This window comes from Niveibacterium sp. (assembly GCF_041909475.1).
GTDB lineage: Bacteria > Pseudomonadota > Gammaproteobacteria > Burkholderiales > Rhodocyclaceae > Niveibacterium.
Genome location: NZ_JAYRDJ010000016.1, coordinates 59,546 through 81,618, shown reverse-complemented (window position 1 = coordinate 81,618; position 22,073 = coordinate 59,546). Strand labels below are relative to the sequence as shown.

The following is a 22,073-nucleotide window of genomic DNA, read 5'->3' as shown; positions in this document are numbered from 1 at the left end:
TCGGTCGCTGATTGCCTGCGATGGCTGATGCGGGCGCAACTCGAGTACGTTGGAGCGTTCCCGTTTCAGTTCATGGCGATCGAATCATGCCCGGCAGGCCCCCCCGGCGTGCTGGGCATGCCGGGCCAACGAAGCGCAGAAATCAGAAGCTGAATCGCACCCGCCCGTAGTAGTACGCGCCATTCATGCCAATCGGCGAGAGCACGTCGTAGGGAAGGTTGCCGAAGTAGCTGATGTCGTCGATCGAACGGCTCGGGTAGGCATCCGTCAGGTTGGTGCCGCCCAGGGCGAGCGCGAGGCCGCCGGCGAACTTGTACTCGACCTCGGCATCCACCTGGTACTGCGCGTCGTAGGTTTGAGTTGGTGTGTAGCCGTCGCCAAAGTCGAACACGCGTGTGGTGGTGCCGTGGCGTGTCAGGCGGGCGAGCAGGGCCCAGTGCGAGTCGGTCCAGGTGGTCGTATAGACCTCGCGGCGATGCGGTGCCGCGCTGGTAAGGGTGTTCTTCTCCTCGGTGCCGATCAGTACGTTGCCCACGCCCAACGCCGCGAGTTTCGCCGGTGTATCGGCGATGCGCGTGAGTTCGGTTTTCGAGTAGGAGGCCGCAACGTTGAAATTGAACTGCCCGCCAACCAGGGGCGTTTTCCAGCTTGCAACCAGATCGGCGCCGCGTGTGCGGGTATCTACCGCGTTGGTAAAGAAGTTCACGCCGTCCAGGCCTGTTACGCCGAAGGTCGCAAGCAGGTAGTCGTTGACCGCGTCGCCCGAGATGCGCTCCGACAAGGTGATGCGGTCCTTTACCTTGATCTGATAGAAGTCGAGCGACAGGTCGAAGCCTTTGGCTGGCTGGGCGGTAAAGCCGAAGCTGACGTTCTGCGATTTCTCTGCCTTCAGGTCCTCGGCGCCAAGTGCTTGGGCAATCGGGTTGCTGACCGGCAGCGTGCGTACCTGCGACAGCGCGCCGCCGTCACCGCGATCAGTCACCGTGAAGCTGAAGCCGGACTGCGCGAGCGAAGGTGCGCGGAAGTTATTCGAAAGCGAGCCGCGCAACGCATAACCCGGCAGCACCTCGTAACGCGCGCTGAGCTTTCCGGTGATTGCGTCGCCAAAGTCGCTGTAGTGGTCGTAACGCGCGGCGACGTTGACGAAGAGCTTGCGCGTCAACTCGCCCGAAAGGTCGGCATACACGCCGAGGATGTTGCGCGATGTGCTCACCGCGTCGCCGTTCTGTAATCCCGGCCCGGCCTGCGCGCCGCCAGGCGCGTCGACAATCGGGCCGACCGCGTAGGAGGCGGCATCGCCGGCCTGGGTTTCGAAGGACTCCCGGCGCGCCTCGGCACCCAGCGCAAGGGTAGCGGGGGCACTGAAGCCGGGCAGGGCGACTTCACGGGTGGCGTCGAAGTTCGCGCTCAACTGGTTGAACTGGAAGTCACCAAGGTGGAAACGTGTCGGGCTGTCAGTACCGAGCGATGCGTTGAGCGAATTGCGCACGCCGTATTCAAAGGCGTTCTGCCCCCAGTTCAGGCTCGCGTCGAAGTCCCAGTCAGCGGCCAGCTTGCCGCGCGCGCCGGCTACCAGCGATAGATCCTGGTTGATACCGGTCGTTTGCGGGCGGTAGCCGCTCGGGTAGATCGAAGGAACGTTTGCGCTGCTGTCCGGGTAGCGGAAGAAGGCCGCGCCGGATGAGTCGGCGTGCGTGTAGGTGCCGAAGGCATAGCCGGTCAGATCACCCGCGAAGGGCAACTCCGAGTTGAACCACAGATTGGTCCGTTCGCTCTCGCCGTCGCCGGGTGCGTAGTTGCGCTGGCCCTGCAGCGCGAGGTTGGGTGGTGTCTGGTTCTCGAAAAACGGAATCTGGTCAGCGCCGGCGCGGTTGGTTGCGCCGCGTTTGGCATACTCGATCCCCGCGCGCGCGAAACCGCCGTTGTTACCCACGCGAAGGCCGTACTTGGCCTGCAATTGCTGCGTGCGGCCGTCGGTGAGGGTTTCCTGAGTCGGCTCGAAGTCGGTGTGGTGTGCGCCGTAAGAAGCTTCGACTTCGCCGCCGGTAGACGCGTTGTCGAGGATGACGTTGATGACGCCAGCGATCGCGTCGGAGCCGTACTGCGCGCCCGCGCCATCGCGCAGCACTTCAACGCGGCGCACCGCGTTGATCGGTATCGAATTGAAGTCAACCGGGTTGGTGCCCTTGCCGATCTTCGATTCGAGGTTAACGACGGCGGTTGTGTGACGGCGCTTTCCGTTGACCAACACCAGCACCTGATCCGGGCTCATGCCGCGCAATTGTGCCGCGCGCACATGGTCGGCACCGCCGGAGTTCGACTGGTGCGGGAAGTTGAACGAGGGCAGCAGTGCGGATAGCGCATCGCCCAGATCACCGCCTGCGGGCGCAGCGCGCCGCAAGTCTTCCTGCGTCAGCACATCCACCGGTACCGGTGTCGTCAATTCGGTCCGAGAACGCGAACGGGAGCCGGTGACGACGATCGAATCGATGGTGGCCGTGGCCTCGTCGCTGGCGGCGAGTGTCGCGTCAGTGGCGCCAAGGGCGAGGGCGGCGGTTCCTGCGGATAGCAGGCGGGCGATGCGGTGCTGAGTCATTGTGGTCGTTGCCAAACGATGCGTTTGCGCAGAGTGGTCGGAAGCCCCGACCATATCGTTCGAGCGAAAAACCAGAAATACGCTTTACTGCTATGCAAATGAAGGATTGGCGTTTGAGCATTGCAGCCGCTTCGGCCATGCTTCGCCCCGCCCATACCCCTCCTTGCTTTGCCGACGAAGAAGCTGATGACCGCCACGCCCGCCTCAACGCCATCCGGTTCCACCACTGTTGCAGTGCCGCTACGTCGACTCGGGGTTCGACATGCCATGTCGGTGTGCGTCGGCATGGTGATCGGCGCCGGCATCTTCAAGACCTCGCCTAACGTTGCAGCCAGCCTGGCCACCGATAGCCATCTCTACATCGCCTGGGCGGTGGGCGGAGTACTGTCGCTGATAGGTGCGCTGTGCTTTGCAGAAATGGCGGCGGCCTTCCCTGATGCTGGGGGCGACTACCACTTCCTGCGGCGCGCCTACGGCCAGCGACTTGGCTTCCTGTTCGCGTGGTCGCGTTTCTCGGTGATCCACACCGGTTCGATGGCCTTGCTGGCCTTCGTGTTCGGCGATTACCTCGCGCAACTCGTCGCGCTGGGGCCTTACGGTAGCGCCTTGTTTGCGGCCCTTGTGATCGCGCTGCTCACCGGGTTGAACCTCAGGGGCGTGCAGATTGGTATCGGCACGCAAGTCGGGCTGATGTTGTTGGTCCTGTTCGGACTGTGTTGCGTAGGGCTTGCTGGCGCATGGTTGTCGCTTGGCAATTTGCCGGCGCACGGGCCAGCACAGCATGTCGTCAAAGGGACGACCGACCTCGGCGTGGCGATGGTGTTCGTCTTTCTCGCTTACGGAGGCTGGAGCGACGCGGCCACGCTATCCGCCGAGATGCGCGACGAGCGGCGCGGCATCGTGTGGGCGCTGCTCGGCGGCCTGCTGGTCGTCGCCGCTCTCTACCTCTTGGCCAACTGGGCGTTCGTGCGCGGGCTCGGCATGGATGGCCTGGCGAAGAGCGCGGCACCCGCGGCCGACCTGATGCGCCACGCGTTCGGGCGTTGGGGCGAGGTGCTGATCGTGGGCGTTGTCGCGATTACGTCGATCTCGGTGATGAATGCGATCCTGATCGCCGGGGCGCGCACAACCTATGCGGCAGCGCGTGACATGCCCGGCCTGGAAGTGCTCGGTGCCTGGGACGAAAGCCGCGGCGGCCCGCGACGTGCCATCCTCGCGATGGGGGTGGTGGCGCTCGGGCTGGTGCTGTTCGGCACGCTCACGCGTGGCGGCTTCGAGACGATGGTGGACTACCTCTCGCCGGTATATTGGTTCTTCCTGCTGCTCAGTGGCGGCGCGGTGGTGGTGCTGCGCTGGCGTCACCCGGATGTGGAGCGCCCGTTTCGCGTGCCGCTGTTTCCGCTGTTGCCGATCATGTTCTGTGCCACCAGCGCCTACCTTCTGTATTCCAGCCTTGTCTATACGAAGGTGGGGGCGCTGGTGGGTGTTGCGGTGCTGGCGATCGGTGCTTTGTTGATTGCCGGCCTGTTTGCGCGCGCGGGCCGCATTGGGCCGGACTCTGCGGTGCGCACCTGAAGCCTGCGCGCACCGCGAACAGGGCCTACCAGGCAGCGATGGCGTTGCCCTTGAAGGTGGTCTTGATGAACTGCTTCACTTCGTCGGAGTGGTAGGCCTTCACCAGTTTGCCGACCCAGGGTTTTGTCTTGTCTTCGTCGCGTACCGCGATCAGGTTGGCGTAGGGGCCGTTCGCGCCTTCCAGCGCAATGGCGTCGCGGTTTGGTACCAGGCCGGCGGTTTCGGCGTAGTTGCCGTTGACCGCCGCCGCGTCGAGATCCTCAAGAGAGCGGGGCAGCTGTGCTGCGTCCAGTTCAACGATCTTGAGCTTCTTAGGGTTCTCGGCAATGTCCAGCGGTGTCGCCTTCAGGCCGGCTTCCAGTTTGAGTTTGAGCACGCCCTGCGCCTCAAGCAGCTTGAGCACGCGGCCGCCGTTGGTGGGGTCGTTCGGGATACCGACTCGCGCGCCTTCCTTCAGATCCTTGAGTGACTTCACCTTGCGCGAGTAGATCCCGATCGGGTAGGTCACGGTGTAGCCGACTGGCGCGAACTTGTAGCCGCGATCCTTGATCTGTTGTTGCAGGTAGGGCAGATGCTGGTAGCTGTTGGCGTCCAGATCGCCAGCGGCGAGTGCCGCGTTGGGCTGCACATAGTCGGTGAACTCGACGATCTGAATCTTCAGGCCATCGCGTTCGGCGACCTTCTTCACCACCTCGAAGATTTGCGCGTGGGGCCCCGCTGTGACGCCGATCTTCAGGGGTTTCTCGTCTGCCTGGGCACCGAAGGCCAGGGGGGTGAGTACGAGACTGGCGAGCAGCGATTGGATCAGCTTGCGACGATTCATCGGATTCTCCACGAGGTTGAAAACGGGGTCAGCGACTGCTGCTGGCCGGTGCAGCGCGGTGCGAAATCCTCAGCACCAGCCGGTCACCGGCGGTCTGCACGATCTGGACGAAGGCGATCAGCACCAGCACGACGAGCGCCATCACTTCTGGCAGGAAGCGTTGATAGCCATAGCGGATGCCAAGATCGCCGAGTCCGCCACCGCCCACCGCGCCGGCCATCGCCGAGTAGCCGACCAGACTGACGAAGGTGACGGTGAGCGCGGCAACGATGCCGGGCAGGGCCTCGGGCAGCAGCACCTTGCGTACGATCTGCCAGCGGTTCGCGCCCATCGCCTGAGCTGCCTCGACGAGGCCGGTATCGACTTCACGCAATGCGGTTTCGACCAGGCGTGCGATGAACGGAATCGCGGCAATCGTCAGCGGCACCACGGCGGCTGCGGTGCCGATCGAGCTACCAGTGAGCAGGCGGGTGAAGGGAATCACGGCGACCAGCAGGATGATGAAGGGCGTTGAACGTACCGCGTTGACGATCAGCCCCAGCAGACGGTTGAACGCCGGGCGCGGCAGGATGCCGTGCGCCTCTGTAACGTGCAGCGCGATGCCCAGCGGTACGCCGAACAGCGCGCCGACGCTGCCGGCGACGCCGACCATCAGCAGGGTTTCGAGGAAAGACGTGACCAGCAGGGAAATCAACTCATAGGACATGGTTGAGCTCCTCAATGCGTACATCGTGCCCACGCAGCAAATCCAGCGTGCCGCGGATCGCCTCTTCGCTGGCTCGCGCGAGCAGGGTCAGCGACGCGAAGGCCTGGCCCTGAATTTCGTCGATCTGGCCATGCAGGATGTTGAAGTCGACGCCGAAGCGTTTCACCGCGTCGGATAGCAGCGGGCGGTCGACATCGTCGCCGGCGAAGGAGAGCCGAAGCAGTCGTTCCGGCGCGGCGCCGTCCGTGCGGCTGGCGATGCGGCGGCGCACGCGGTCCAGCACGGTTGGCGGCAGCTCATGCGCGATCACGTCGCCGATCAGCGTGCGCGTGAGGTCGGTTTGCGGGGAGCGGAACACATCCAGCACTCGCCCCGTTTCGATGATCCGACCAGCGTCCATGACCGCCACGCGATCGCAGATCTGTTTCACGACTTGCATCTCGTGCGTGATCAGCACAATGGTGAGGCCCAACTCGCGGTTGATGCGCTTGAGCAGATCGAGGATCGCGCGGGTGGTTTCCGGATCGAGCGCGGACGTGGCCTCGTCCGACAGCAGCACCTTGGGGTTGTTGGCCAGCGCTCGTGCGATACCGACACGCTGCTTCTGCCCGCCGCTGAGCTGATGCGGATAACGCTCCGCCTCATCGGCGAGGCCCACCAGTGCGAGCAGATTGTTCACCTCGCTGGCGATCACCTTGGGCGAGAGGCCCACGAGTTCCAGCGGCAGCGCAACGTTGCCATACACCGTACGTGATGCGAGCAGGTTGAAGTGCTGGAAGATCATGCCGATCTGCCGTCGTGCGCGCAGCAGCGCATCTTCGTCGAGATCGAACAGGTTGCGGCCGTCGACGCGGATCTGCCCCTGTTCGGGCCGCGTCAGCAGATTGAGCGTGCGGACCAGCGTGCTCTTGCCTGCGCCGCTGCGGCCGATGATGCCGAAGATCTCGCCTTGCGCGATCTGCAGCGAGACGTCGTCTACCGCGCGTACGGTGCCACCGGCAGGCGTGCGGAATGAATGGGATACATGGGAGAGCTCGATCATGGGAATCCGGAGAAAGCGCGGGCTCAATGGCCCGCGTGATGCCAGGGCGCGAGTCGCCTTGAGAGCGCGCGCAAACCGACTTCGAGCGCCAGTGCGATCAGCGCAATCACGATGATCCCGAGAATCACCACGTCGGTGACGAGGAACTGGGCGGCGGACTGCACCATGAAGCCAAGCCCTCGGGTGGCAGCCACCAGTTCGGCCGCGACCAGCGTGGACCAGCCGGTGCCGAGTCCGATACGGATACCGGTGAGGATGTCGGGCAGCGCGCTGGGCAGCACTACGTAGCGGATCAACTGCACACGTGTTGCGCCGAGCGATTGCGCGGCGCGCAGACGGTGGCTGGATACACTGCGGACGCCGCCGGCGGTGGCAATGGCGATTGGCGCGAAGATCGCCAGCGAAATCAGAAGGATCTTCGAGAACTCACCGATACCGAACCAGATCACGATCAGGGGCAGGTAGGCGAGCGGCGGCACGGGCCGGTACAACTCGATCAGCGGGTCGAGTACACCGCTGGCGACGCGGCTCAGACCGATGGCGATGCCGATCGGCACTGCGAGCAGAACCGCCGCTAGCAGCGCGATCAACACACGGCTGAGGCTCGCCCCAAGGTGTTGCCACAGCGTGGCGTCCATGAAACCGGTGGTTGCCAGCGTCCACAGCTTGCCCAGCACGGCCTGCGGCGACGGCAGGAACAGCGCGTCGATCAAGCCGATTGTGGTGATCGCCCACCACAGCGCGAGCAGGGTGGCGAGCGTGATGCCGCTGATTGCGCGCGCCGACAAAGGTCGCGGGCCCGCGGCTGACTCCGGCCCCAATGTTTGCGCCTCGACGTAGCCGGCGGTGAACTCGATCGGGCTCATTGCAGCACTGCCTCACGCTGGTTGAAGACGCGTTCACGCAGGTATTCGCGGGTGGCGATGAACTCGGGGTCGGCCTTGATGCGGCGCGCCGGTTCGCCGGCCGCGTAGCGTTTGCCGAACTCCAGCGGAATCCGTTCGACGATGCGGCCGGGGCGTGGCGACAGCAAGACCAGCTCGGTGGAGAGAAACACGGCTTCTTCAAGATCGTGCGTGATCAGGAAGATCTGCTTGCCGCTGCGCTGCCACACTCGCAGCAGCAGCTCCTGCATCTGTTCGCGAGTGAATGCGTCGAGCGCCGCGAAGGGTTCATCGAGCAGCAGGATGCGTGGATCGGCGGCAAGCCCGCGTGCGAGGCCGACGCGCTGCTTCATGCCGCCGGACAGTTGCCACACGCGGTGGTGTTCGAAGCCGGCAAGATCCACCCACTGCAGGATCTTCTGCGCGACGGCTTCGCGTTCGATACGCGGTTGGCCGCTCAGCTGCAGGCCGAAGCCGACGTTTTCGATCACGCTTTGCCAAGGGAGCAGCGTGTCGTCCTGAAACACGACGCCGCGCTCGGCGGACGGGCCGCGTACAGCGCGGCCGTCGAGCAGTATCTGACCGCGGGTCGGTTGCAGGAAGCCCGCGATCAGGTTAAGCAGCGTCGTCTTGCCACAGCCGGATGGACCGAGCGCCACGACCAGTTCGCCGGGGCCGATGCTCAGCGATACGTCGTGCAGGGCCGCCTCCCCCGGCGCACTGCCGGGGTAGGCGACGCTGACGCGATCGACGATCAGGTGCGACACGGTACGGGCCTACTTCGCTGCGGTCTTGACGAAACCGGCAGAGACATAGGGCGCGTAGTCGCCCTTCACCGCGTCGACCTTGCCCTGCTCTTTGAGGAAGGCCGAGGTATCGGAAACTGCCTTGACGGTTGGGCTGCCCAGCAACGCAATTTGCTCCTTGCCGAGCGGGAATACGTTGCCCTCAAGCAGACCGGCGATATCGCCGGGCTTCGCGCCGGTGATGCGTGCCGTCTTTTCGATATTCGCTGCGTTGGCAACCCAGGCTTTCGGGTTGGAGCGGTAAGCCGCGTACGCCTCAAGCGTGACCTTGGCGAATTGCTGTACGAACTGCGGGTTCTTCTCGGCAAAGTCCTTCCGCACGATCCAGGCGTCGAAGGTCGGTGCGCCCCACTTGGCGACATCGGCAGAGGTCGCGAGGATCTTGCCGGACTCCTTGGCCTTGCCCAGCGCCGGGTCCCAGACATAGGCGGCGTCAATGTCACCACGCTGCCACGCGGCAATGATCTCGGGTGGGCGCAGGTTGATGATCTGCACCTTACCGGCATCGATCTTCCAATGCTTCAGCGCAGCGAGCAGGCTGTAATGCGTGGTCGAGACAAACGGAACGGCGACTTTCTTGCCGACCAGGTCGGCCGGCTTTTCGATCTTGCTGCCGTTGCGCACTACCAGCGCTTCGGCGCTGCCGAGCTGTGCGGCGACAAGGAAAGTCACCACCGGCAGACCTTTGCTCGCTGCCGCCGCGAGCGGGCTGGAGCCGACGTAGCCGACCTGGATGTCGCCGGAGGCCACGGCGGTGATGACTTCGGCGCCGGAATCGAACTTGCGCCAGTTGATCTTTGCCCCCGTCGCCTTCTCATAGAGCCCATCGGCTTGGGCCACTTTCGACGGGTCAACCGAAGTCTGGTAAGCAACGCTGACTTCGTCCCCGGCGTGCGCGGGCGTGTGGAATCCGACAAGTGCTATGAGGGTGGTGGCTACCCGGTTGGCAAGGCGCATGGTGAGTTCCTTTCAGTGAAGCGAACGCGTGTCCGTTCAGGTGATCTTGTGCCTCAGTGCGTTCGAGGGGAACAAAGAGAATCGGATATGCAATCCCGTTTGGCGGATCTATGCATTTGATCCGCTTTACGTTGGCGACTCCTTGCCGAGCACCTTGCGCAATACACCCACGATCTCGTCGATATGTGCCGGCTCGGCAACCAGTGCGGGCGCGATGATTGCGGTGTCGCCGGTGGTCTTGATATGCAGGCCGGCGTCGAACAAGGCCTTCTGGATGCGGTAGCCGCGCTGGCCGGGCGCACCATCAGGCGCCAGTTCGACACCCGCGAGCAGCCCAGTGCTTCTGATGTCGCTGACAACCGGCAATTCGCGCAACGCATGGATCCGGTCGAGGAAGTAGGGCGCCAGGGCCTCGCCGCGTTCGAACACCGCGTCGCGGGCATAGACATCAAGCGTTGCGATGCTGGCCGCGGCGGCCACCGGATGACCGCCGGAGGTGTAGCCGTGGAAGAACTCGATCCCGTCGCTAGGGGCCGCGTCGATGATGCTGTCGTGGATCGCGCGATCCACCGCGACCGCGCCCATCGGGATCGCACCGTTCGTGATGGCCTTGGCGGAGGTCAGGATGTCCGGCCGCACGCCGAAGGTCTGCGACGCAAAGGCTTTGCCGGTGCGCCCGAAGCCGGTGATGACTTCGTCGAATACCAGCACAATGCCGTGCGCGGAAGTGATCTCGCGCAACCGCTGCAGGTAACCCTGGGGTGGGGGCAGTACGCCGGTGGAGCCGGCGACCGGCTCCACGAACACCGCTGCGATGTTCTCGGCGCCGTGCGTGCCGATGATGCGCAGCAGGTCGTCGGCCAGCTCCGCACCTTGTTCGGGCGATCCGCGTGTAAAGCGGTTCTGCGGCAGCCAGGTGTGGCGCAGCAAGGGCACGTTGGGTAACGCGCTGGCGAAGCTGCGTCTGTTGTTGCCGATGCCAGCAAGGCTGACGCCGCCCAGATTGACACCGTGATAAGCACGCTCGCGCGAGACGAACAGCGTGCGCCGTGCGTCGCCGCGCGAACGGTGGTACTGCAGCGCGATCTTGATCGCGGTATCGACAGCCTCTGAACCGGAATTGACAAAGAACACACGGTCGAGCCCGGCCGGCAGGATCTGCGTGAGCTTCTCCGCCGCGACGAAGGCGGGCGGGTTGCCGCGATAGAAGCTGGGTGCGAAATCAAGCGTGTCGAGCTGTTCGCGTACCGCCTCGGTGATCTCGGGCCGGCCGTGGCCCGCCGCGACTGCGAACAGGCCCGACGAACCGTCAATGATCGGGCGTCCGGCTGGATCAAAATAGTAGAGCCCCTTTGCCCGCGCGAGGATCTTCGGATCGCGTTTGAAGTCGCGGTTTGGCGTGAAGGGTAGCCAGTTGAAGTCGAGATTCGGTGTTCCGCTCATTGCACGTCTCCGTGGTCTTCCCGAACCAGCGCTGCACCGCGTTCGCCCACCATCACCGTCGGGATGTGGGTGTTGCCGGAGGGGATCGTGGGCATGATCGAGGCGTCGATCATGCGCAGGCCGTCAATGCCGCGAACGCGCAGCCGGCTGTCGACCACCGACGCGGCGTCGCTGCCCATGCGGCAGGTGCCGACGGGGTGGAAGATCGTTGCGCCGTAGTCGCGTGCGAACTCGAGCAGGTCTTCATCGCGCTCGCCGTAGTCGGCGCCAGGGCGGTATTCGTCGATCAGATAGGGTTGCAGCGCCTCGCTGCGCGCCAGCGTGCGGGCCAGACGAACCGCGCGAGTGACGACTTCGCGATCGTGTTCGGTGCTCAGGTAGTTCGGCTGGATTGCTGGGGCGTCTAGCGACGAAGCGCTTCGGGCAAGCACGGTACCGCGCGAACTTGGGCGCAGCTGGCAAACCGAGAAGGTCGTGCCCGACCAGGGATGCGGCTGTGCGCCTGCGAGATCGGCAGACAGGGTGCCAAAGTGAAACTGCACGTCGGGCCGCTGGGCGCCGGGTTGCACACGCGCGAACAGTGCGCCCTGGTTGATGCCGATCGAAAGCGGGCCGGAGCGTTTCAATAGCCACTGCAAACCGATCCGCGCCTTGCCCCAGGGCGTGCGCAGATCATCGTTCGTGGTGATCGGTTTGCTGACCTTGTACATCAGGCGGATCTGCAGGTGATCCTGCAGGTTGCGTCCGACTTCGGGCAGTGCGTGCCGAAGTGGCACGCCGATCTCCGCGAGGTGCGCCGGGTCGCCGATGCCGGAGACCTGCAGCAGTTGCGGGCTCTGTACCGCGCCGGCCGAGACGATGACCTCCCGCCGCGCCAGCGCCTGCCGTGGTCGTCCCTTGTGCAGGTAGTGCACGCCACTGGCGCGGTTGCCTTCGAACAGGATGCGTGTTGTGTGTGCCTCGGTGACGATATGCAGGTTGGCGCGCGTGCGTGCCGGTTTCAGATATGCAACGGCCGCCGAGCAGCGCAACCCCTTGCGTGTGGTGAGCTGGAAGTAGCCCACGCCGTCCTGTTTCGCACCATTGAAGTCGGCGTTGGAGGCGATGCCGATCTCGTTTGCGCCGCGGATCACCGCGTCCATTAATTCGTGGTTTTGCGGTACGTCGGAGATCGACAAGGGGCCGTTGTCGCCGTGATGCTCGGAGGCGCCACGAACGTTGTTCTCCAGCCGGATGAAGTGCGGCTTTACATCGTCCCAGCCCCAGCCGGGGTTCCCCAGGTCTCGCCAGTGGTCGTAGTCGGCGTGGTGGCCGCGGATGTTGAGCAGGCCGTTGATCGCGCTGCTGCCGCCCAGGGTTCTGCCCCGCGGCCAGTAGATCTGGCGGTTCTTGAGTTCGGGTTCGGGCTCGGTCTTGAATTGCCAATTCACCTTCGGGTGAAACATGGTCTTGCCGTAGCCGATCGGAAGGTGAATCCACGGTAGCCAGTCTCGCGGGCCTGCCTCGAGCAGCAGCACGCTGAAGCGTCCGCTTTCGCTCAGTCGGTTGGCGACTACGCAACCGGCTGAACCGGCACCCACTACCACAAAGTCATATTCGGCTTGCGCCACGATGCATCCCTCACATGAAGAGGGGCATTGGAAGCCCGCGTCGCGCGCTTACGAACGAAGAAGTTTTGCTAAAGGTCTTCGATTCGAATCGAAATCGATAGCACTAGATCGTATTTCCGTTGGGGTACTTCGGCGCCCGAGAATGCGTTCGTCTGCGGCGCGTGCCGCTCGAAATACGAATAGGAAGATCAGATGAGAAGACTCAATTTCGGACGTTCGGCCGTCAGTGCGATTGTGGCGACGCTGGCCATGTTCACGCTGGGCACCAGTTGGGCCGCTGACGGCGACGTGGTCCGTATCGGGTACCAGAAGTCCTCTACGCTCACCTTGATCGCCAAGACGCGCGGCACGCTGGAGAAGGCGCTCGCGCCGCTGGGCGTGAAAGTGCAATGGCTTGAATTCACGTCCGGCACGCCGCTCCTCGAAGCGGTGAACCTTGGCAGCATCGACATCTCGGCGGACGTTGCGGATACGGTGCCGATCTTCGCGCAGGCAGCTGGCGCGAAGATCACCTATCTCGCACTGGAGACGCCTTCGCCGGAGGCGCAAGCGATCGTCGTGCCAAAGAACTCGCCGATCAAGACGGTGGCGGATCTGAAAGGCAAGCGTGTGGCGGTGACCAAGGGCGCCGGCGCACATCTGCTGCTGACCAAAGCGCTCACCAACGCCGGCCTGAGCCTCAAGGATGTCGATCTCACCTTCCTGCAGCCGCCGGATGCGCGCCCGGCCTTTGAGCGCGGCTCGGTGGATGCGTGGGCGCTGTGGGACCCGTTCCTCTCCGAACTGCAGAAGACGGACATTCGCGTTGTCACCGATGGCAAGGGCATCACGCCGTATCAACGCTTCTACCTGGCGTCGTCTGCTTACGCGGCCAAGCGGCCCGATGTCTTGCGCGCCTTCTTCAACGAAGTCGCCGACACAGGCCGTTGGGCAAAACAGAACCCGAAAGCGGCGTCAGAGGTGCTTGCACCGGTAGTCGGTACCGACGTACCCACGCTTGAGCGCGTGATCAATCGTCGTAGCCTCGACGTGCGCCTGGTGCAGGCTTCCGTGTTCGAAGAGCAACAGAAGATTGCCGACACCTTCCTGAGTCTGGGTGTGCTGCCGGCGGCGGTGGTCGCAAAGAACGCATCAGTCTGGTCTCCGAAGTAAATCGCTTTGTACGGCGCGGCTGGCGACATCGTCCGGCCGCCTTCTCGTTTCTGCCGGAATGCCCGCAGTGTTGCCTGTTCTGGATGCCGCCGCCGTGCGGCAAGCGCTGCGCTCGCGCAGCGAAATCGCCTTGCTTGACGTTCGCGAAGAGGCGCTGCACGCCGAATCGCATCCGCTGTTCGCGGCGAACATGCCCTTGTCCCGCCTGGAGCTGGATGCGTGGTCGCGTCCGCCGCGCAGCGACGTACCCATCGTCGTGATGGACTCGGGCGAGGGCCTCGCCGAACGGGCCGTAGCACGCCTGACGGCGTTGGGCTATACGAAGGTGCATCTACTTGAAGGCGGGCTCATCGGCTGGGCAGCTTCGGGCGGTGAGCTGTTCTCCGATGTGAATGTGCCGAGCAAGGCGTTCGGCGAACTGGTCGAGGCGGTTCGACACACGCCTTCGCTACCGGCTGACGCCGTGAAGCGCTTGATCGACGAGGGCGCGGATGTCGCAATCGTCGACGCCCGTCGTTTCGACGAATACCGGACGATGAGCATTCCCTCTGCCACCAGCGTGCCCGGCGGTGAATTGGCTTTACGGATCCGCGATATCGCACCGGATCCCGATACGCAGGTCATCGTGAATTGTGCAGGGCGCACGCGCAGCATCATCGGCGCGCAGTCCCTGATCAACGCGGGTATTCCAAACCGCGTGTTTGCCCTAAGGAACGGCACGATTGGCTGGACGCTGGCCGGGTATGCCCTCTCCAGCGGCGCGACCGCACGCCACGGTGAGGTCAGCGAGAATCATCGTGAGCTCGCCGCGCGGGCTGCCCGGGCGCTGGCCGATCGCGCAGGCGTCGAACGCCTGAGCTGGGAAGCTTTGCGTGACCTGGAGGCGGACACCATGCGCACGCTGTATCGCTTTGATGTCCGCACGCCTGAGGAGTTCGCTCTCGCACACGCGGCCGGCTTTATCTCAGCACCTGGCGGCCAACTCGTGCAGGAGACGGAGATGTTCGCCCCGGTTCGCGGTGCGAGAGTCGTGCTGGCCGACGACGATGGCGTGCGCGCCAGCATGACCGGACACTGGCTCGCACAGATGGGCTGGCAGGTCTTCGTGCTGCCGCCACTCGGGCCGGCCGAGCTTTCGGAGCAGGGGGCGCCGATATCGCTGGCCCCGCACGCGCCAGCCGTTCCCGGTGTCAGCGTCGCGGAGGCACAACGCCTACTGGCCAGCGGCACGGCGCTCGCGCTTGATGTCGGGCCGAGCGCGCGCTACGTGAAGCGACATGTTGACGGCGCCTGGTTCATTCTTCGCGCCCGCCTGGCTGACGATCTGCATCGATTGCCAATCGCCCAGCACTACATCGTCACCGCGGATGAGGTCGAGCTCGCTGCCTGGGCGGCGGCGGATCTGCGGGCGCTGGTGGATGCGACGGTGCACGTCCTTGCGGGCGGCAACGTCGCGTGGTTTGCGGCAGGGGGTGCGGAAGGCGCTGGCGATGCACGCCTTGCCTCGCCACGCATCGATCGCTATCGACGCCCGTACGAGGGAACCGACAACCCGGCGTCGGCGATGCAGGCCTACCTGGATTGGGAGTACGGACTCGTCGCGCAGCTTGAGCGAGACGCCACGCACGGCTTCCGTGTGATCTGAACAATCGTGTTGCACCCGCTTGGAGAACGCTTTTCCTGTGCAGGCAGGTTTGCTTATGAAATCTTCTAAGTTCGGTCGCGGCCGGCGCGTCGATAGACTCGGTTCCATCATCTCCCCGAGCAAGGACCTCTGAAATGAAAGCTCTCGTCAAGATCTTCGGTCTCTCCCTCGCACTTGCTGCAGCGAGCGTTTCCGCCACTGCACATGCCGATCAACTCGACGACATCAAGAAGAAGGGTGAGTTGGTTGTCGGCGTGCTGGGTACTGACGAGCCGAACAGCTTCATCGACCCCAAGACGCGCGAGATTGTTGGCTATGAAGTTGACCTGGCGCGGGCGATTGCCAAGAAGCTGGGTGTGAAGCTGACGCTCAAGCAGCTCGCCGTTGCGGCGCGTATCCCCGAACTGCAGCAGGGGCATGTCGACATCCTGGCCGCATCGCTGACGCATAACAAGGAACGTGAAGCGGTGATCGACTTCTCGCTGACGACTTTTGTGACCGGTCAGAAAGTACTGGTGCGCAAGGACAGCGGCATCACGCAACTGTCTCAGCTTAGCGGCAAGAAGCTCGTGACGATCAAGGGCGGTACTCAGGAACCGAATATCCGCAAGGCTGTGCAGAATGTGGACGTCGTCACCTTCGAAACTGGCCCGCAGGCCTTCCAGGCACTGCAGCAAGGCAAGGGCATCGGTTTCGTGAATGACGAAGTGTCGATCCTGTCGGATTTCAGCAAGCTCGGCGCGGCGCAGAAGGACTACACCATCGTGCCGCAGAGCATCAGCGTCGAGCCGCTGGCGCTGGGCATCAAGAAGGGTGAAAAGAATCTCAAGGCTGCGATTGACGGCACCCTGACCGAACTCGAAAAGTCGGGTGAGGCCGAGAAGCTCTTCTTCAAGTGGTACGGCCCCTCGTCGCGCATCAAGTTCCCGAGCCGCTCGTTCAAGATCGACTCCGACAAAGTCTCCGCCTAAGTCTCCTGTGGTAACTGGCCCCGCCGGATCTTCTGGCGGGGCCTTTCATTTCTCATGACCGAACTCGACTTCGCAGTGATCTTCAGCGGCCAGTTCCAGGGTTGGCTGCTCAAGGGCTTCCTGCTCTCGTTGGCCTTGACGGGGCTCACGCTTGTGTTCGCGTTGCCTTTGGCCGCGCTCGTTGCGCTGCTGCGAATGGCGCCCTCGCGTTTCGTGCGCGCGGCGGGTTTCGTGTATGTCGAGGGCGTTCGCAGCGTGCCCTTGCTGGTGCACATGCTGTGGTGGTACTTCGGTGCGCCCGAGCTGTTGCCGGGCCCAGCCAAGCAGTGGCTCTACGCGCACGACGCCGAAGCACTTTGTGCGTTGATCGCGCTGGTGGTCTACACAACGGCCTTCATGGCAGAGGACATCCGTAGCGGCATCCGTGCGGTGCCGGTGACCCAGCTCGAAGCCGGGCGCGCGCTGGGCTTGAGCTTCCTCGCGACGATGCGCCGCATCGTGTTGCCGCAGGCGCTGCGTATCACCGTGCCGCCGCTGATCTCGCAGACGCTGAGCTTGTGGAAGAACACCAGCATCGCTACCGTGATCGGTGTCGCCGAATTGATGTATCAGGCGCAGCGCGTCGAGACCGCCAGCTTCCGCGGCTTCGAGACCTTTGCCGCCTGCACGGCGGCCTACCTCACGATCTCGCTGTTGATCACCGCGCTCGCCGCGATCTACCACCACCGCTATCCGGCGCGCACGGCATGATCGATTTGCTCGATACCTACTGGCTGTACTTCCTGATCGGTCAGTATCCGAACGGGCCGCTGGGCGGTCTGGTGCTCACTTTGCTGCTTGGGGGCGCGGCCTTGCTGCTCGCCTTCCCGGTGGGCGTGGTGCTGGGGATTGCGCGGCTCAGCCCGTGGCGCGCGGTGCGCTGGCCGGTGAGCGCCCTGGTGTTCGTGGTGCGTGGCACGCCGCTGTTGATGGTGGTGTTCTGGGCCTACTTCTTCCTGCCGACCGTGACAGGGCATAAGACGAGCCAGTTCGCGACGATGCTCGCCGCGCTGGTGATCTTCGACGGCGCCTACATCGCCGAGATCGTGCGTGCCGGTATCCAGAGCATTCCGAAGGGGCAGCTGGAATGCGCTCGTTCGCTGGGGCTCAGTTACCCGGCGGCCTTGCGGCGGGTGATCTTGCCCCAAGCGTTTCGCAACATGCTGCCTTCGCTGGTGAACCAGTTCATCTCCACGATCAAGGAAACCTCGCTGGGCTACATCATCGGGCTCAACGAGGTGTCGTTCATCGCCTCGCAAATCAACTCGCTGGTGCTGACGCACCCCACCGAGATCTACCTGATCCTCGGGCTGACCTACTTCACGCTGTGCTTCGGCCTTTCGCGGTTGGCGTACCGGCTGGAGCGGCGGCTTGGCCGCAAGCCCGATCCACTCCCGGCGTAATCCATGATTGAGTTCCAACAGGTCAACAAGTGGTACGGCAAGTACCACGCGCTCGTCGATGTCACCGAGACGATCGCGCGCGGCGAGGTGCTGGTTGTGTGCGGGCCATCGGGCTCGGGCAAGTCCACGCTGATTCGCACCATCAACCGTCTGGAAGAGATCCAGAGTGGCCACATCCTGCTCGATGGCAAGGACATCCATGGTCCGGGCGTGGACGTCAACGCCCTCCGCTCTGGCATCGGATTCGTCTTCCAGCAGTTCAACCTGTTTCCGCATTTGAGCGTGCTCGAGAACTGCACGCTTGCGCCAGTGCATCTGGGCCGTCTGACGGTCGCCGAGGCGCGTGAGAAGGCGCTTGCGCTGCTCGACCGTGTCGGCCTCGCCGGCAAGGCCAATGTGCATCCGGCGCAGCTCTCCGGTGGTCAGCAACAACGGGTTGCGATTGCGCGTGCGCTGGTCATGAATCCGCCTCTGATGCTGTTCGACGAGCCCACCAGCGCGCTGGACCCCGAGATGGTCGGTGAGGTGCTCCTCGTGATGCGCGACCTCGCGCGCGACGGCATGACAATGGTGTGCGTCACGCACGAGATGGGGTTTGCGCGCGAAGTGGCGGACCGGGTCCTGTTCATGGATCACGGAAAAGTGCTCGAGCGCGGCACGCCGGATGACTTCTTCAACCGGCCACAGCACCCGCGCGCGCAGAAGTTTCTCTCCGACATCCGCACGCCGTTCAGCTGACGCAGGGCGTTGTCGCCGGCCGGCGTGCCGGCCTCAGCCTTGGCAAGTACTACACGGTTATCAGTCCTTGGCGTCTTCGGGCTTGAAGCCCCTGCGCGGGTTGAGCAGAAGCACCAGTATTGAGGCGGCCGCAACCGCAACCGAAAGCCACAACGTAAAAGGCGCTACCGCGACGCGCTGCGGATAGAGCGCGAGCACTGCGCCGAGCCCCACGGCGTTACCCCCGGCGACCAGCACCGCCGCAGCGTAATCGTGGTAGCGGCGTGCCTTGTTGGCCCCCTGCGCCCATCGTCCGTGCGTGTTGTAACTGGGCAGGGAATCGTGGGCGTCATCGAGCTGCTCAAGCGCCGACAGGAACTGCCTGAGGTTCGTGATGGCGCGCTCGGCTTTGTAGTTCAGGAAGGTGAGACACACCGAGGCCACCGGGAATCCGAGCAGCAGCCACTCGGCAGGCACGGTGCCGTGGCCGGAGCTTGAGCGAAGCGCAACCAGCGCGGCGAGCAGGCTCACGATCAGGGTGACGTACAGGGCAAGCGCTTGTTGCCGTTGCGTGATGCGGGCGTTTACTTCCTGGCTCGCGGCGATAAAGCGATAGTTGGCGTCGACGCTCGATCTGGTACCCATGGTCTTCAGGCCCGCACCTCATCGAGCAGCTTCAGGCGCTGGATCTTCCCGGAAGGGCCTTTGGGCAACGCGCTGAGAATGTGGATCGTCCGCGGTGTCTTGAAGGCGCCAAGCGCCCGGGTGCAGTGGGCGAGCAGGCTCGCTTCGTCGCAGCTTGCGCCGGGATGGAGGACGACGCCTGCCACGATGTCTTGTCCGTAGACCTTGTCTGGAATGCCCGTCGCAGCGGCTTCCAGCACCGCCGGGTGCGCGAGCAGGGCTTCGTCGATCTCGCGCGGGGCGATGTTCTCGCCGCCCTTGATGATGATCTCCTTCAGCCGCCCGGTGACGGTGTAGAAGCCGTCAGCGTCGCGACGTCCGAGGTCGCCAGTGCGCAGCCAGCCATCGGAAGTGAGCGCGGCAGCCGTGGCATCCGGGTCCTTGTAGTAGCCCGCCATCACGTTGGCGCCGCGGATCTGGATCTCGCCTTCAATGCCGTCGGGTGCGGCGTCGGCGCTGCCCGGTGGCACGACCCGCGCTTCGCAGCCCCAGGGCAGACCTGGGCTGCCAGTCTTGCGCAGGCTCGCCTCGAACGGATTGCTGAAACAGGGTGCGGCAGTCTCGGTCAGACCCATCGTCTCGATGACGCCGATGCCGAAACGCGCTTCGAAGGCGCGCAGCAGTTCAGGCGCCAGCGGCGCGGACGCAGACCGGGCGAAGCGCAGCGCGCGAAGGCTTGCTGGATCGAGTGAGGTGTCAGCCGCCAGTAGGTAGGCGATCATGGTCGGCACCAGATTGATCCAGGTGCAGTTGTGTTCAATCGTCTGAGCCCAGAACTGGCTGGCACTGAATCGGGGCGGCATGACGAGGCTGCCGCCGTGGTACAGCGGTGCGAGCACGGTCACGATCTGCGCGTTGATGTGGTAGAGCGGCAGCACGGCGAGCACCCGGTCGTGCTGGCTGAGGCAGTGCGCGTCGCTGACGTTGCGCGCGCCGGCCAGCACATTGCGTTGCGATAGAACGACACCCTTCGGCCGTCCGGTGGTGCCGGAGGTGTACATCAGCAGGGCGGGGCGATCCGACGTGGGTTCGGGGCTCGGCCATCCATGTTCAGCGGATTCATCGACGAAGGCTGGGTCTTCCGGATCGACAACGAAGACCGTCGGTGCTTTCGCGATGCCGTCGATGGCGGCTTGCAGCGTGGGCAGATGACTGGGTGAGACGAACACCACTCGGCATTCCGAATGCTGTATCACGTACCCAAGCTGGGTCGGTTGAGCGAGCAGACTCAGCGGGGTCGCGACGTAGCCGCCTGCCATGCAACCCAGCAGCAGGCGTACGCTCTGCGCACCATTGGGTAGTAGCCAGGCGACATGCTGGCCGGGTCTGATGCCACGCGCTTCGAGCCACCATGCGAGGCCACGAGCACGCGCAGCGAGCTGGGCGTAATCGAGTGACGAAGCGCTCTGTGGCGAGAGCAGGAACGGCCGTTCGGGTTGTGCTGCGGCTTGGCGTTCGAGCAGGGCGCGCACGGATGCTGGGCGGACGCTCATTTTGCGAAGCGCTCCCAGTAGTCACCCAGCAGCTGCTCTTCCGTCGGGATCTGTTCCGCAATCGGCCGCACGATTCGCGTCAGGTTGAGGAAGTGGCGGTAGTTCAGGTTGTCCGAAAATCCGTTTCCGCCCCAGGTGCCGCACCCCATCGAGAGCGAGAATGGCAGGCCATTGTTGAAGGCGCCGCCCACGGCGTAGCTATGCACCTGATCGACGATCACCCTGCAGACCGGGAGCCGTAGCCCCAGCTGCAGCGCCTCGTCAGGCGAAGCGCCATGGACGCCGACAGAGTGGCCCTTGCCCTGGTAGTCGTAGATGGCTTGCACCTGCGTCAGTGCGGCATTGAAGTCAGCAACCCGGTAGAGCGCCAGAACCGGCGAGAGCTTTTCGCCCGAGAACGGATGCGCAGCACCGACGCCCTGCGGTGATACGAGCAGGACGTGCGCATTCAGCACCGCCCCACGCGTCAATCCGGCGAGCGCGGCGATGCGGGCCGCAGGCTGCGCGATGAAGGCGCCGGCGAGCTTTCCGCCGGGGAACATTGCGTGCTGCAACTGCTGCGCTTCGTCGTGCGTCAGCAGCACCGCGCCCCGACGCTCAAGTTCTGCGAGCAGTGCTGGCCACGCGTCGCCGACCACCACCAAGCTGTTCTCGGAGGAGCAACTCGTCGCGTTATCGAAGGTCTTGGACGTAACGATGCGCGCCGCGGCCAGCGCAAGGTCGGCGGCCGGCAGCACGATGCCTGCCACGTTTCCGGCGCCGACACCCAACGCGGGCGTGCCGCTTTCATACGCTGCCCGCACGTTCGCCGATGAACCTGTGGCGACGACAAGGTCCGCAGCGCGCATCAGCTCGTGCAGGGCCGCACGTCCACCCGCGGGCGACAGCACTTGTACGAGATCGAGCGGCGCGCCGATCTTGCGCAATTCGGCATGGACAAACTCGACCAGCAACGTGGCGGTTTTCAGCCCTTTGGGCGAGGGCGCAAGCACGACGGCGTTGCGCGTCTTCAACGCATTGATCAGCTTGTTGGCCGGCGTCGCGGCAGGGTTTGTAGACGGCGTGATCGCCGCCACCACGCCAACCGGGCGTGCGATCGTCGTAAGGCCGCGCGCGCTGTCTTCCTCGATGATGCCGACTGACTTTGCTCCATGCAGGTCGCGTAACAGCCCAAGTGTCTTGCGGTAGTTCTTCTGCACTTTGTCGTCGACCGCGCCGAGGCCGGTACTCGCTACCGCCAGCTCCGCAAGTCGGCGGTTTCTTTCGGGCTCGACGATCGCCCATGCAGCCGCGGCAACGGCGTCGTCTGCCTGTTGCTGAGTCCACGTGTTTGCAATGAGCTGGGCGCCGCGGGCGCGCGAAATCAGATCGGCTACGGAAGTGGTTTGGGACACAGGGAATTCGCTGGAGAGGTGAGCCGCGATTAGTAACGCGATCACCGTGCAGCACAAAGTCGAGTTCCTGCTTTGCTTTGCGTGCTTCTGGATATGCGCCTGCGCCATAACCAATGCGGGATATGTTCGAAGC

19 protein-coding genes are annotated in these 22,073 nt (G+C 64.1%); 7 read left to right on the top strand and 12 right to left on the bottom strand.

What is annotated here, in order from left to right; all coding sequences use genetic code 11:
- Positions 1–142: 142 nt before the first annotated feature.
- Positions 143–2,596: a TonB-dependent receptor plug domain-containing protein gene (locus ACE3P0_RS12105; protein ID WP_374402886.1), complete on the bottom strand. Its 2,454-nt coding sequence runs from the start codon at positions 2,594–2,596 to the stop codon at positions 143–145.
- A 186-nt stretch (positions 2,597–2,782) separates the two neighbouring features.
- Between ACE3P0_RS12105 and ACE3P0_RS12100 the strand changes: the two genes are divergently transcribed.
- Positions 2,783–4,171 (top strand): APC family permease, encoded by a 1,389-nt coding sequence (locus tag ACE3P0_RS12100; protein ID WP_374402885.1) that lies wholly within the window; start codon positions 2,783–2,785, stop codon positions 4,169–4,171.
- A 25-nt stretch (positions 4,172–4,196) separates the two neighbouring features.
- On the opposite strand, the gene ACE3P0_RS12095 is transcribed toward ACE3P0_RS12100, so the two are convergent.
- The 8 genes from ACE3P0_RS12095 to ACE3P0_RS12060 all read right to left on the bottom strand — a co-directional run bounded on the left by ACE3P0_RS12095 (position 4,197) and on the right by ACE3P0_RS12060 (position 12,442).
- The gene (locus tag ACE3P0_RS12095) at positions 4,197–4,994 is read right to left on the bottom strand and encodes a MetQ/NlpA family ABC transporter substrate-binding protein (RefSeq protein ID WP_374402884.1); all 798 of its coding nucleotides are present in this window, start codon (positions 4,992–4,994) and stop codon (positions 4,197–4,199) included.
- Positions 4,995–5,022: 28 nt separating this feature from the next.
- A complete protein-coding gene (locus ACE3P0_RS12090; RefSeq protein ID WP_374402883.1) occupies positions 5,023–5,700 on the bottom strand; it encodes a methionine ABC transporter permease in 678 nt (225 codons plus the stop codon).
- Entirely contained in the window at positions 5,690–6,742 is a 1,053-nt protein-coding gene (locus ACE3P0_RS12085) for a methionine ABC transporter ATP-binding protein (RefSeq protein ID WP_374402881.1), read from the bottom strand. Before ACE3P0_RS12085 ends, ACE3P0_RS12090 begins: the two co-directional genes overlap by 11 nt.
- 23 nt (positions 6,743–6,765) lie before the next feature.
- Complete coding sequence (gene tauC / locus ACE3P0_RS12080; protein ID WP_374402880.1) at positions 6,766–7,608, bottom strand: taurine ABC transporter permease TauC; 843 nt, start codon at positions 7,606–7,608, stop codon at positions 6,766–6,768.
- Positions 7,605–8,393: a taurine ABC transporter ATP-binding subunit gene (gene tauB / locus ACE3P0_RS12075; RefSeq protein ID WP_374402879.1), complete on the bottom strand. Its 789-nt coding sequence runs from the start codon at positions 8,391–8,393 to the stop codon at positions 7,605–7,607. The genes tauC and tauB overlap by 4 nt, the downstream gene beginning before the upstream one ends.
- A 9-nt stretch (positions 8,394–8,402) precedes the next feature.
- A complete protein-coding gene (tauA, locus tag ACE3P0_RS12070) occupies positions 8,403–9,389 on the bottom strand; it encodes a taurine ABC transporter substrate-binding protein (protein ID WP_374402878.1) in 987 nt (328 codons plus the stop codon).
- A 126-nt stretch (positions 9,390–9,515) separates the two neighbouring features.
- The gene (locus tag ACE3P0_RS12065; RefSeq protein ID WP_374402877.1) at positions 9,516–10,832 is read right to left on the bottom strand and encodes an aminotransferase class III-fold pyridoxal phosphate-dependent enzyme; all 1,317 of its coding nucleotides are present in this window, start codon (positions 10,830–10,832) and stop codon (positions 9,516–9,518) included.
- Positions 10,829–12,442: a GMC family oxidoreductase gene (locus tag ACE3P0_RS12060; protein ID WP_374402876.1), complete on the bottom strand. Its 1,614-nt coding sequence runs from the start codon at positions 12,440–12,442 to the stop codon at positions 10,829–10,831. The genes ACE3P0_RS12065 and ACE3P0_RS12060 overlap by 4 nt, the downstream gene beginning before the upstream one ends.
- Before the next feature lie 192 nt (positions 12,443–12,634).
- Between ACE3P0_RS12060 and ACE3P0_RS12055 the strand changes: the two genes are divergently transcribed.
- The 6 genes from ACE3P0_RS12055 to ACE3P0_RS12030 all read left to right on the top strand — a co-directional run bounded on the left by ACE3P0_RS12055 (position 12,635) and on the right by ACE3P0_RS12030 (position 18,390).
- Complete coding sequence (locus ACE3P0_RS12055) at positions 12,635–13,594, top strand: aliphatic sulfonate ABC transporter substrate-binding protein (RefSeq protein WP_374402875.1); 960 nt, start codon at positions 12,635–12,637, stop codon at positions 13,592–13,594.
- A 58-nt stretch (positions 13,595–13,652) separates the two neighbouring features.
- Complete coding sequence (locus ACE3P0_RS12050; protein WP_374402874.1) at positions 13,653–15,239, top strand: rhodanese-like domain-containing protein; 1,587 nt, start codon at positions 13,653–13,655, stop codon at positions 15,237–15,239.
- Between the two features lie 134 nt (positions 15,240–15,373).
- Complete coding sequence (locus ACE3P0_RS12045) at positions 15,374–16,210, top strand: ABC transporter substrate-binding protein (protein ID WP_374402873.1); 837 nt, start codon at positions 15,374–15,376, stop codon at positions 16,208–16,210.
- 54 nt (positions 16,211–16,264) lie between these two features.
- On the top strand, positions 16,265–16,960 hold the full coding sequence (locus ACE3P0_RS12040; protein ID WP_374402871.1) for an amino acid ABC transporter permease: 696 nt from the start codon (positions 16,265–16,267) through the stop codon (positions 16,958–16,960).
- Positions 16,957–17,652 (top strand): amino acid ABC transporter permease, encoded by a 696-nt coding sequence (locus ACE3P0_RS12035; RefSeq protein ID WP_374402870.1) that lies wholly within the window; start codon positions 16,957–16,959, stop codon positions 17,650–17,652. Before ACE3P0_RS12040 ends, ACE3P0_RS12035 begins: the two co-directional genes overlap by 4 nt.
- 3 nt (positions 17,653–17,655) lie before the next feature.
- Positions 17,656–18,390, top strand: coding sequence for an amino acid ABC transporter ATP-binding protein (locus ACE3P0_RS12030; protein WP_374402869.1), 735 nt, complete (start codon positions 17,656–17,658; stop codon positions 18,388–18,390).
- Between the two features lie 60 nt (positions 18,391–18,450).
- Here ACE3P0_RS12030 and ACE3P0_RS12025 read toward each other — a convergent pair whose 3' ends face one another.
- From ACE3P0_RS12025 to ACE3P0_RS12015, 3 genes are read right to left on the bottom strand one after another with little or no spacing between them, the layout of a single operon-like run.
- The gene (locus ACE3P0_RS12025; protein ID WP_374402867.1) at positions 18,451–19,014 is read right to left on the bottom strand and encodes a hypothetical protein; all 564 of its coding nucleotides are present in this window, start codon (positions 19,012–19,014) and stop codon (positions 18,451–18,453) included.
- A gap of 5 nt (positions 19,015–19,019) precedes the next feature.
- Entirely contained in the window at positions 19,020–20,546 is a 1,527-nt protein-coding gene (locus ACE3P0_RS12020) for an AMP-binding protein (RefSeq protein ID WP_374402866.1), read from the bottom strand.
- Entirely contained in the window at positions 20,543–21,940 is a 1,398-nt protein-coding gene (locus tag ACE3P0_RS12015; protein WP_374402865.1) for an aldehyde dehydrogenase family protein, read from the bottom strand. The genes ACE3P0_RS12020 and ACE3P0_RS12015 overlap by 4 nt, the downstream gene beginning before the upstream one ends.
- Between the last annotated feature and the right edge of the window lie 133 nt (positions 21,941–22,073).

Coding starts and splice junctions, on each gene's coding strand:
- ACE3P0_RS12105 (WP_374402886.1), bottom strand. CDS start 2,596: ATGACTCAGCACCGCATCGCCCGCCTGCTATCCGCAGGAACCGCCGCC.
- ACE3P0_RS12100 (WP_374402885.1), top strand. CDS start 2,783: ATGACCGCCACGCCCGCCTCAACGCCATCCGGTTCCACCACTGTTGCA.
- ACE3P0_RS12095 (WP_374402884.1), bottom strand. CDS start 4,994: ATGAATCGTCGCAAGCTGATCCAATCGCTGCTCGCCAGTCTCGTACTC.
- ACE3P0_RS12090 (WP_374402883.1), bottom strand. CDS start 5,700: ATGTCCTATGAGTTGATTTCCCTGCTGGTCACGTCTTTCCTCGAAACC.
- ACE3P0_RS12085 (WP_374402881.1), bottom strand. CDS start 6,742: ATGATCGAGCTCTCCCATGTATCCCATTCATTCCGCACGCCTGCCGGT.
- tauC (WP_374402880.1), bottom strand. CDS start 7,608: ATGAGCCCGATCGAGTTCACCGCCGGCTACGTCGAGGCGCAAACATTG.
- tauA (WP_374402878.1), bottom strand. CDS start 9,389: ATGCGCCTTGCCAACCGGGTAGCCACCACCCTCATAGCACTTGTCGGA.
- ACE3P0_RS12065 (WP_374402877.1), bottom strand. CDS start 10,832: ATGAGCGGAACACCGAATCTCGACTTCAACTGGCTACCCTTCACGCCA.
- ACE3P0_RS12055 (WP_374402875.1), top strand. CDS start 12,635: ATGAGAAGACTCAATTTCGGACGTTCGGCCGTCAGTGCGATTGTGGCG.
- ACE3P0_RS12050 (WP_374402874.1), top strand. CDS start 13,653: ATGCCCGCAGTGTTGCCTGTTCTGGATGCCGCCGCCGTGCGGCAAGCG.
- ACE3P0_RS12045 (WP_374402873.1), top strand. CDS start 15,374: ATGAAAGCTCTCGTCAAGATCTTCGGTCTCTCCCTCGCACTTGCTGCA.
- ACE3P0_RS12040 (WP_374402871.1), top strand. CDS start 16,265: ATGACCGAACTCGACTTCGCAGTGATCTTCAGCGGCCAGTTCCAGGGT.
- ACE3P0_RS12035 (WP_374402870.1), top strand. CDS start 16,957: ATGATCGATTTGCTCGATACCTACTGGCTGTACTTCCTGATCGGTCAG.
- ACE3P0_RS12030 (WP_374402869.1), top strand. CDS start 17,656: ATGATTGAGTTCCAACAGGTCAACAAGTGGTACGGCAAGTACCACGCG.
- ACE3P0_RS12025 (WP_374402867.1), bottom strand. CDS start 19,014: ATGGGTACCAGATCGAGCGTCGACGCCAACTATCGCTTTATCGCCGCG.
- ACE3P0_RS12020 (WP_374402866.1), bottom strand. CDS start 20,546: ATGAGCGTCCGCCCAGCATCCGTGCGCGCCCTGCTCGAACGCCAAGCC.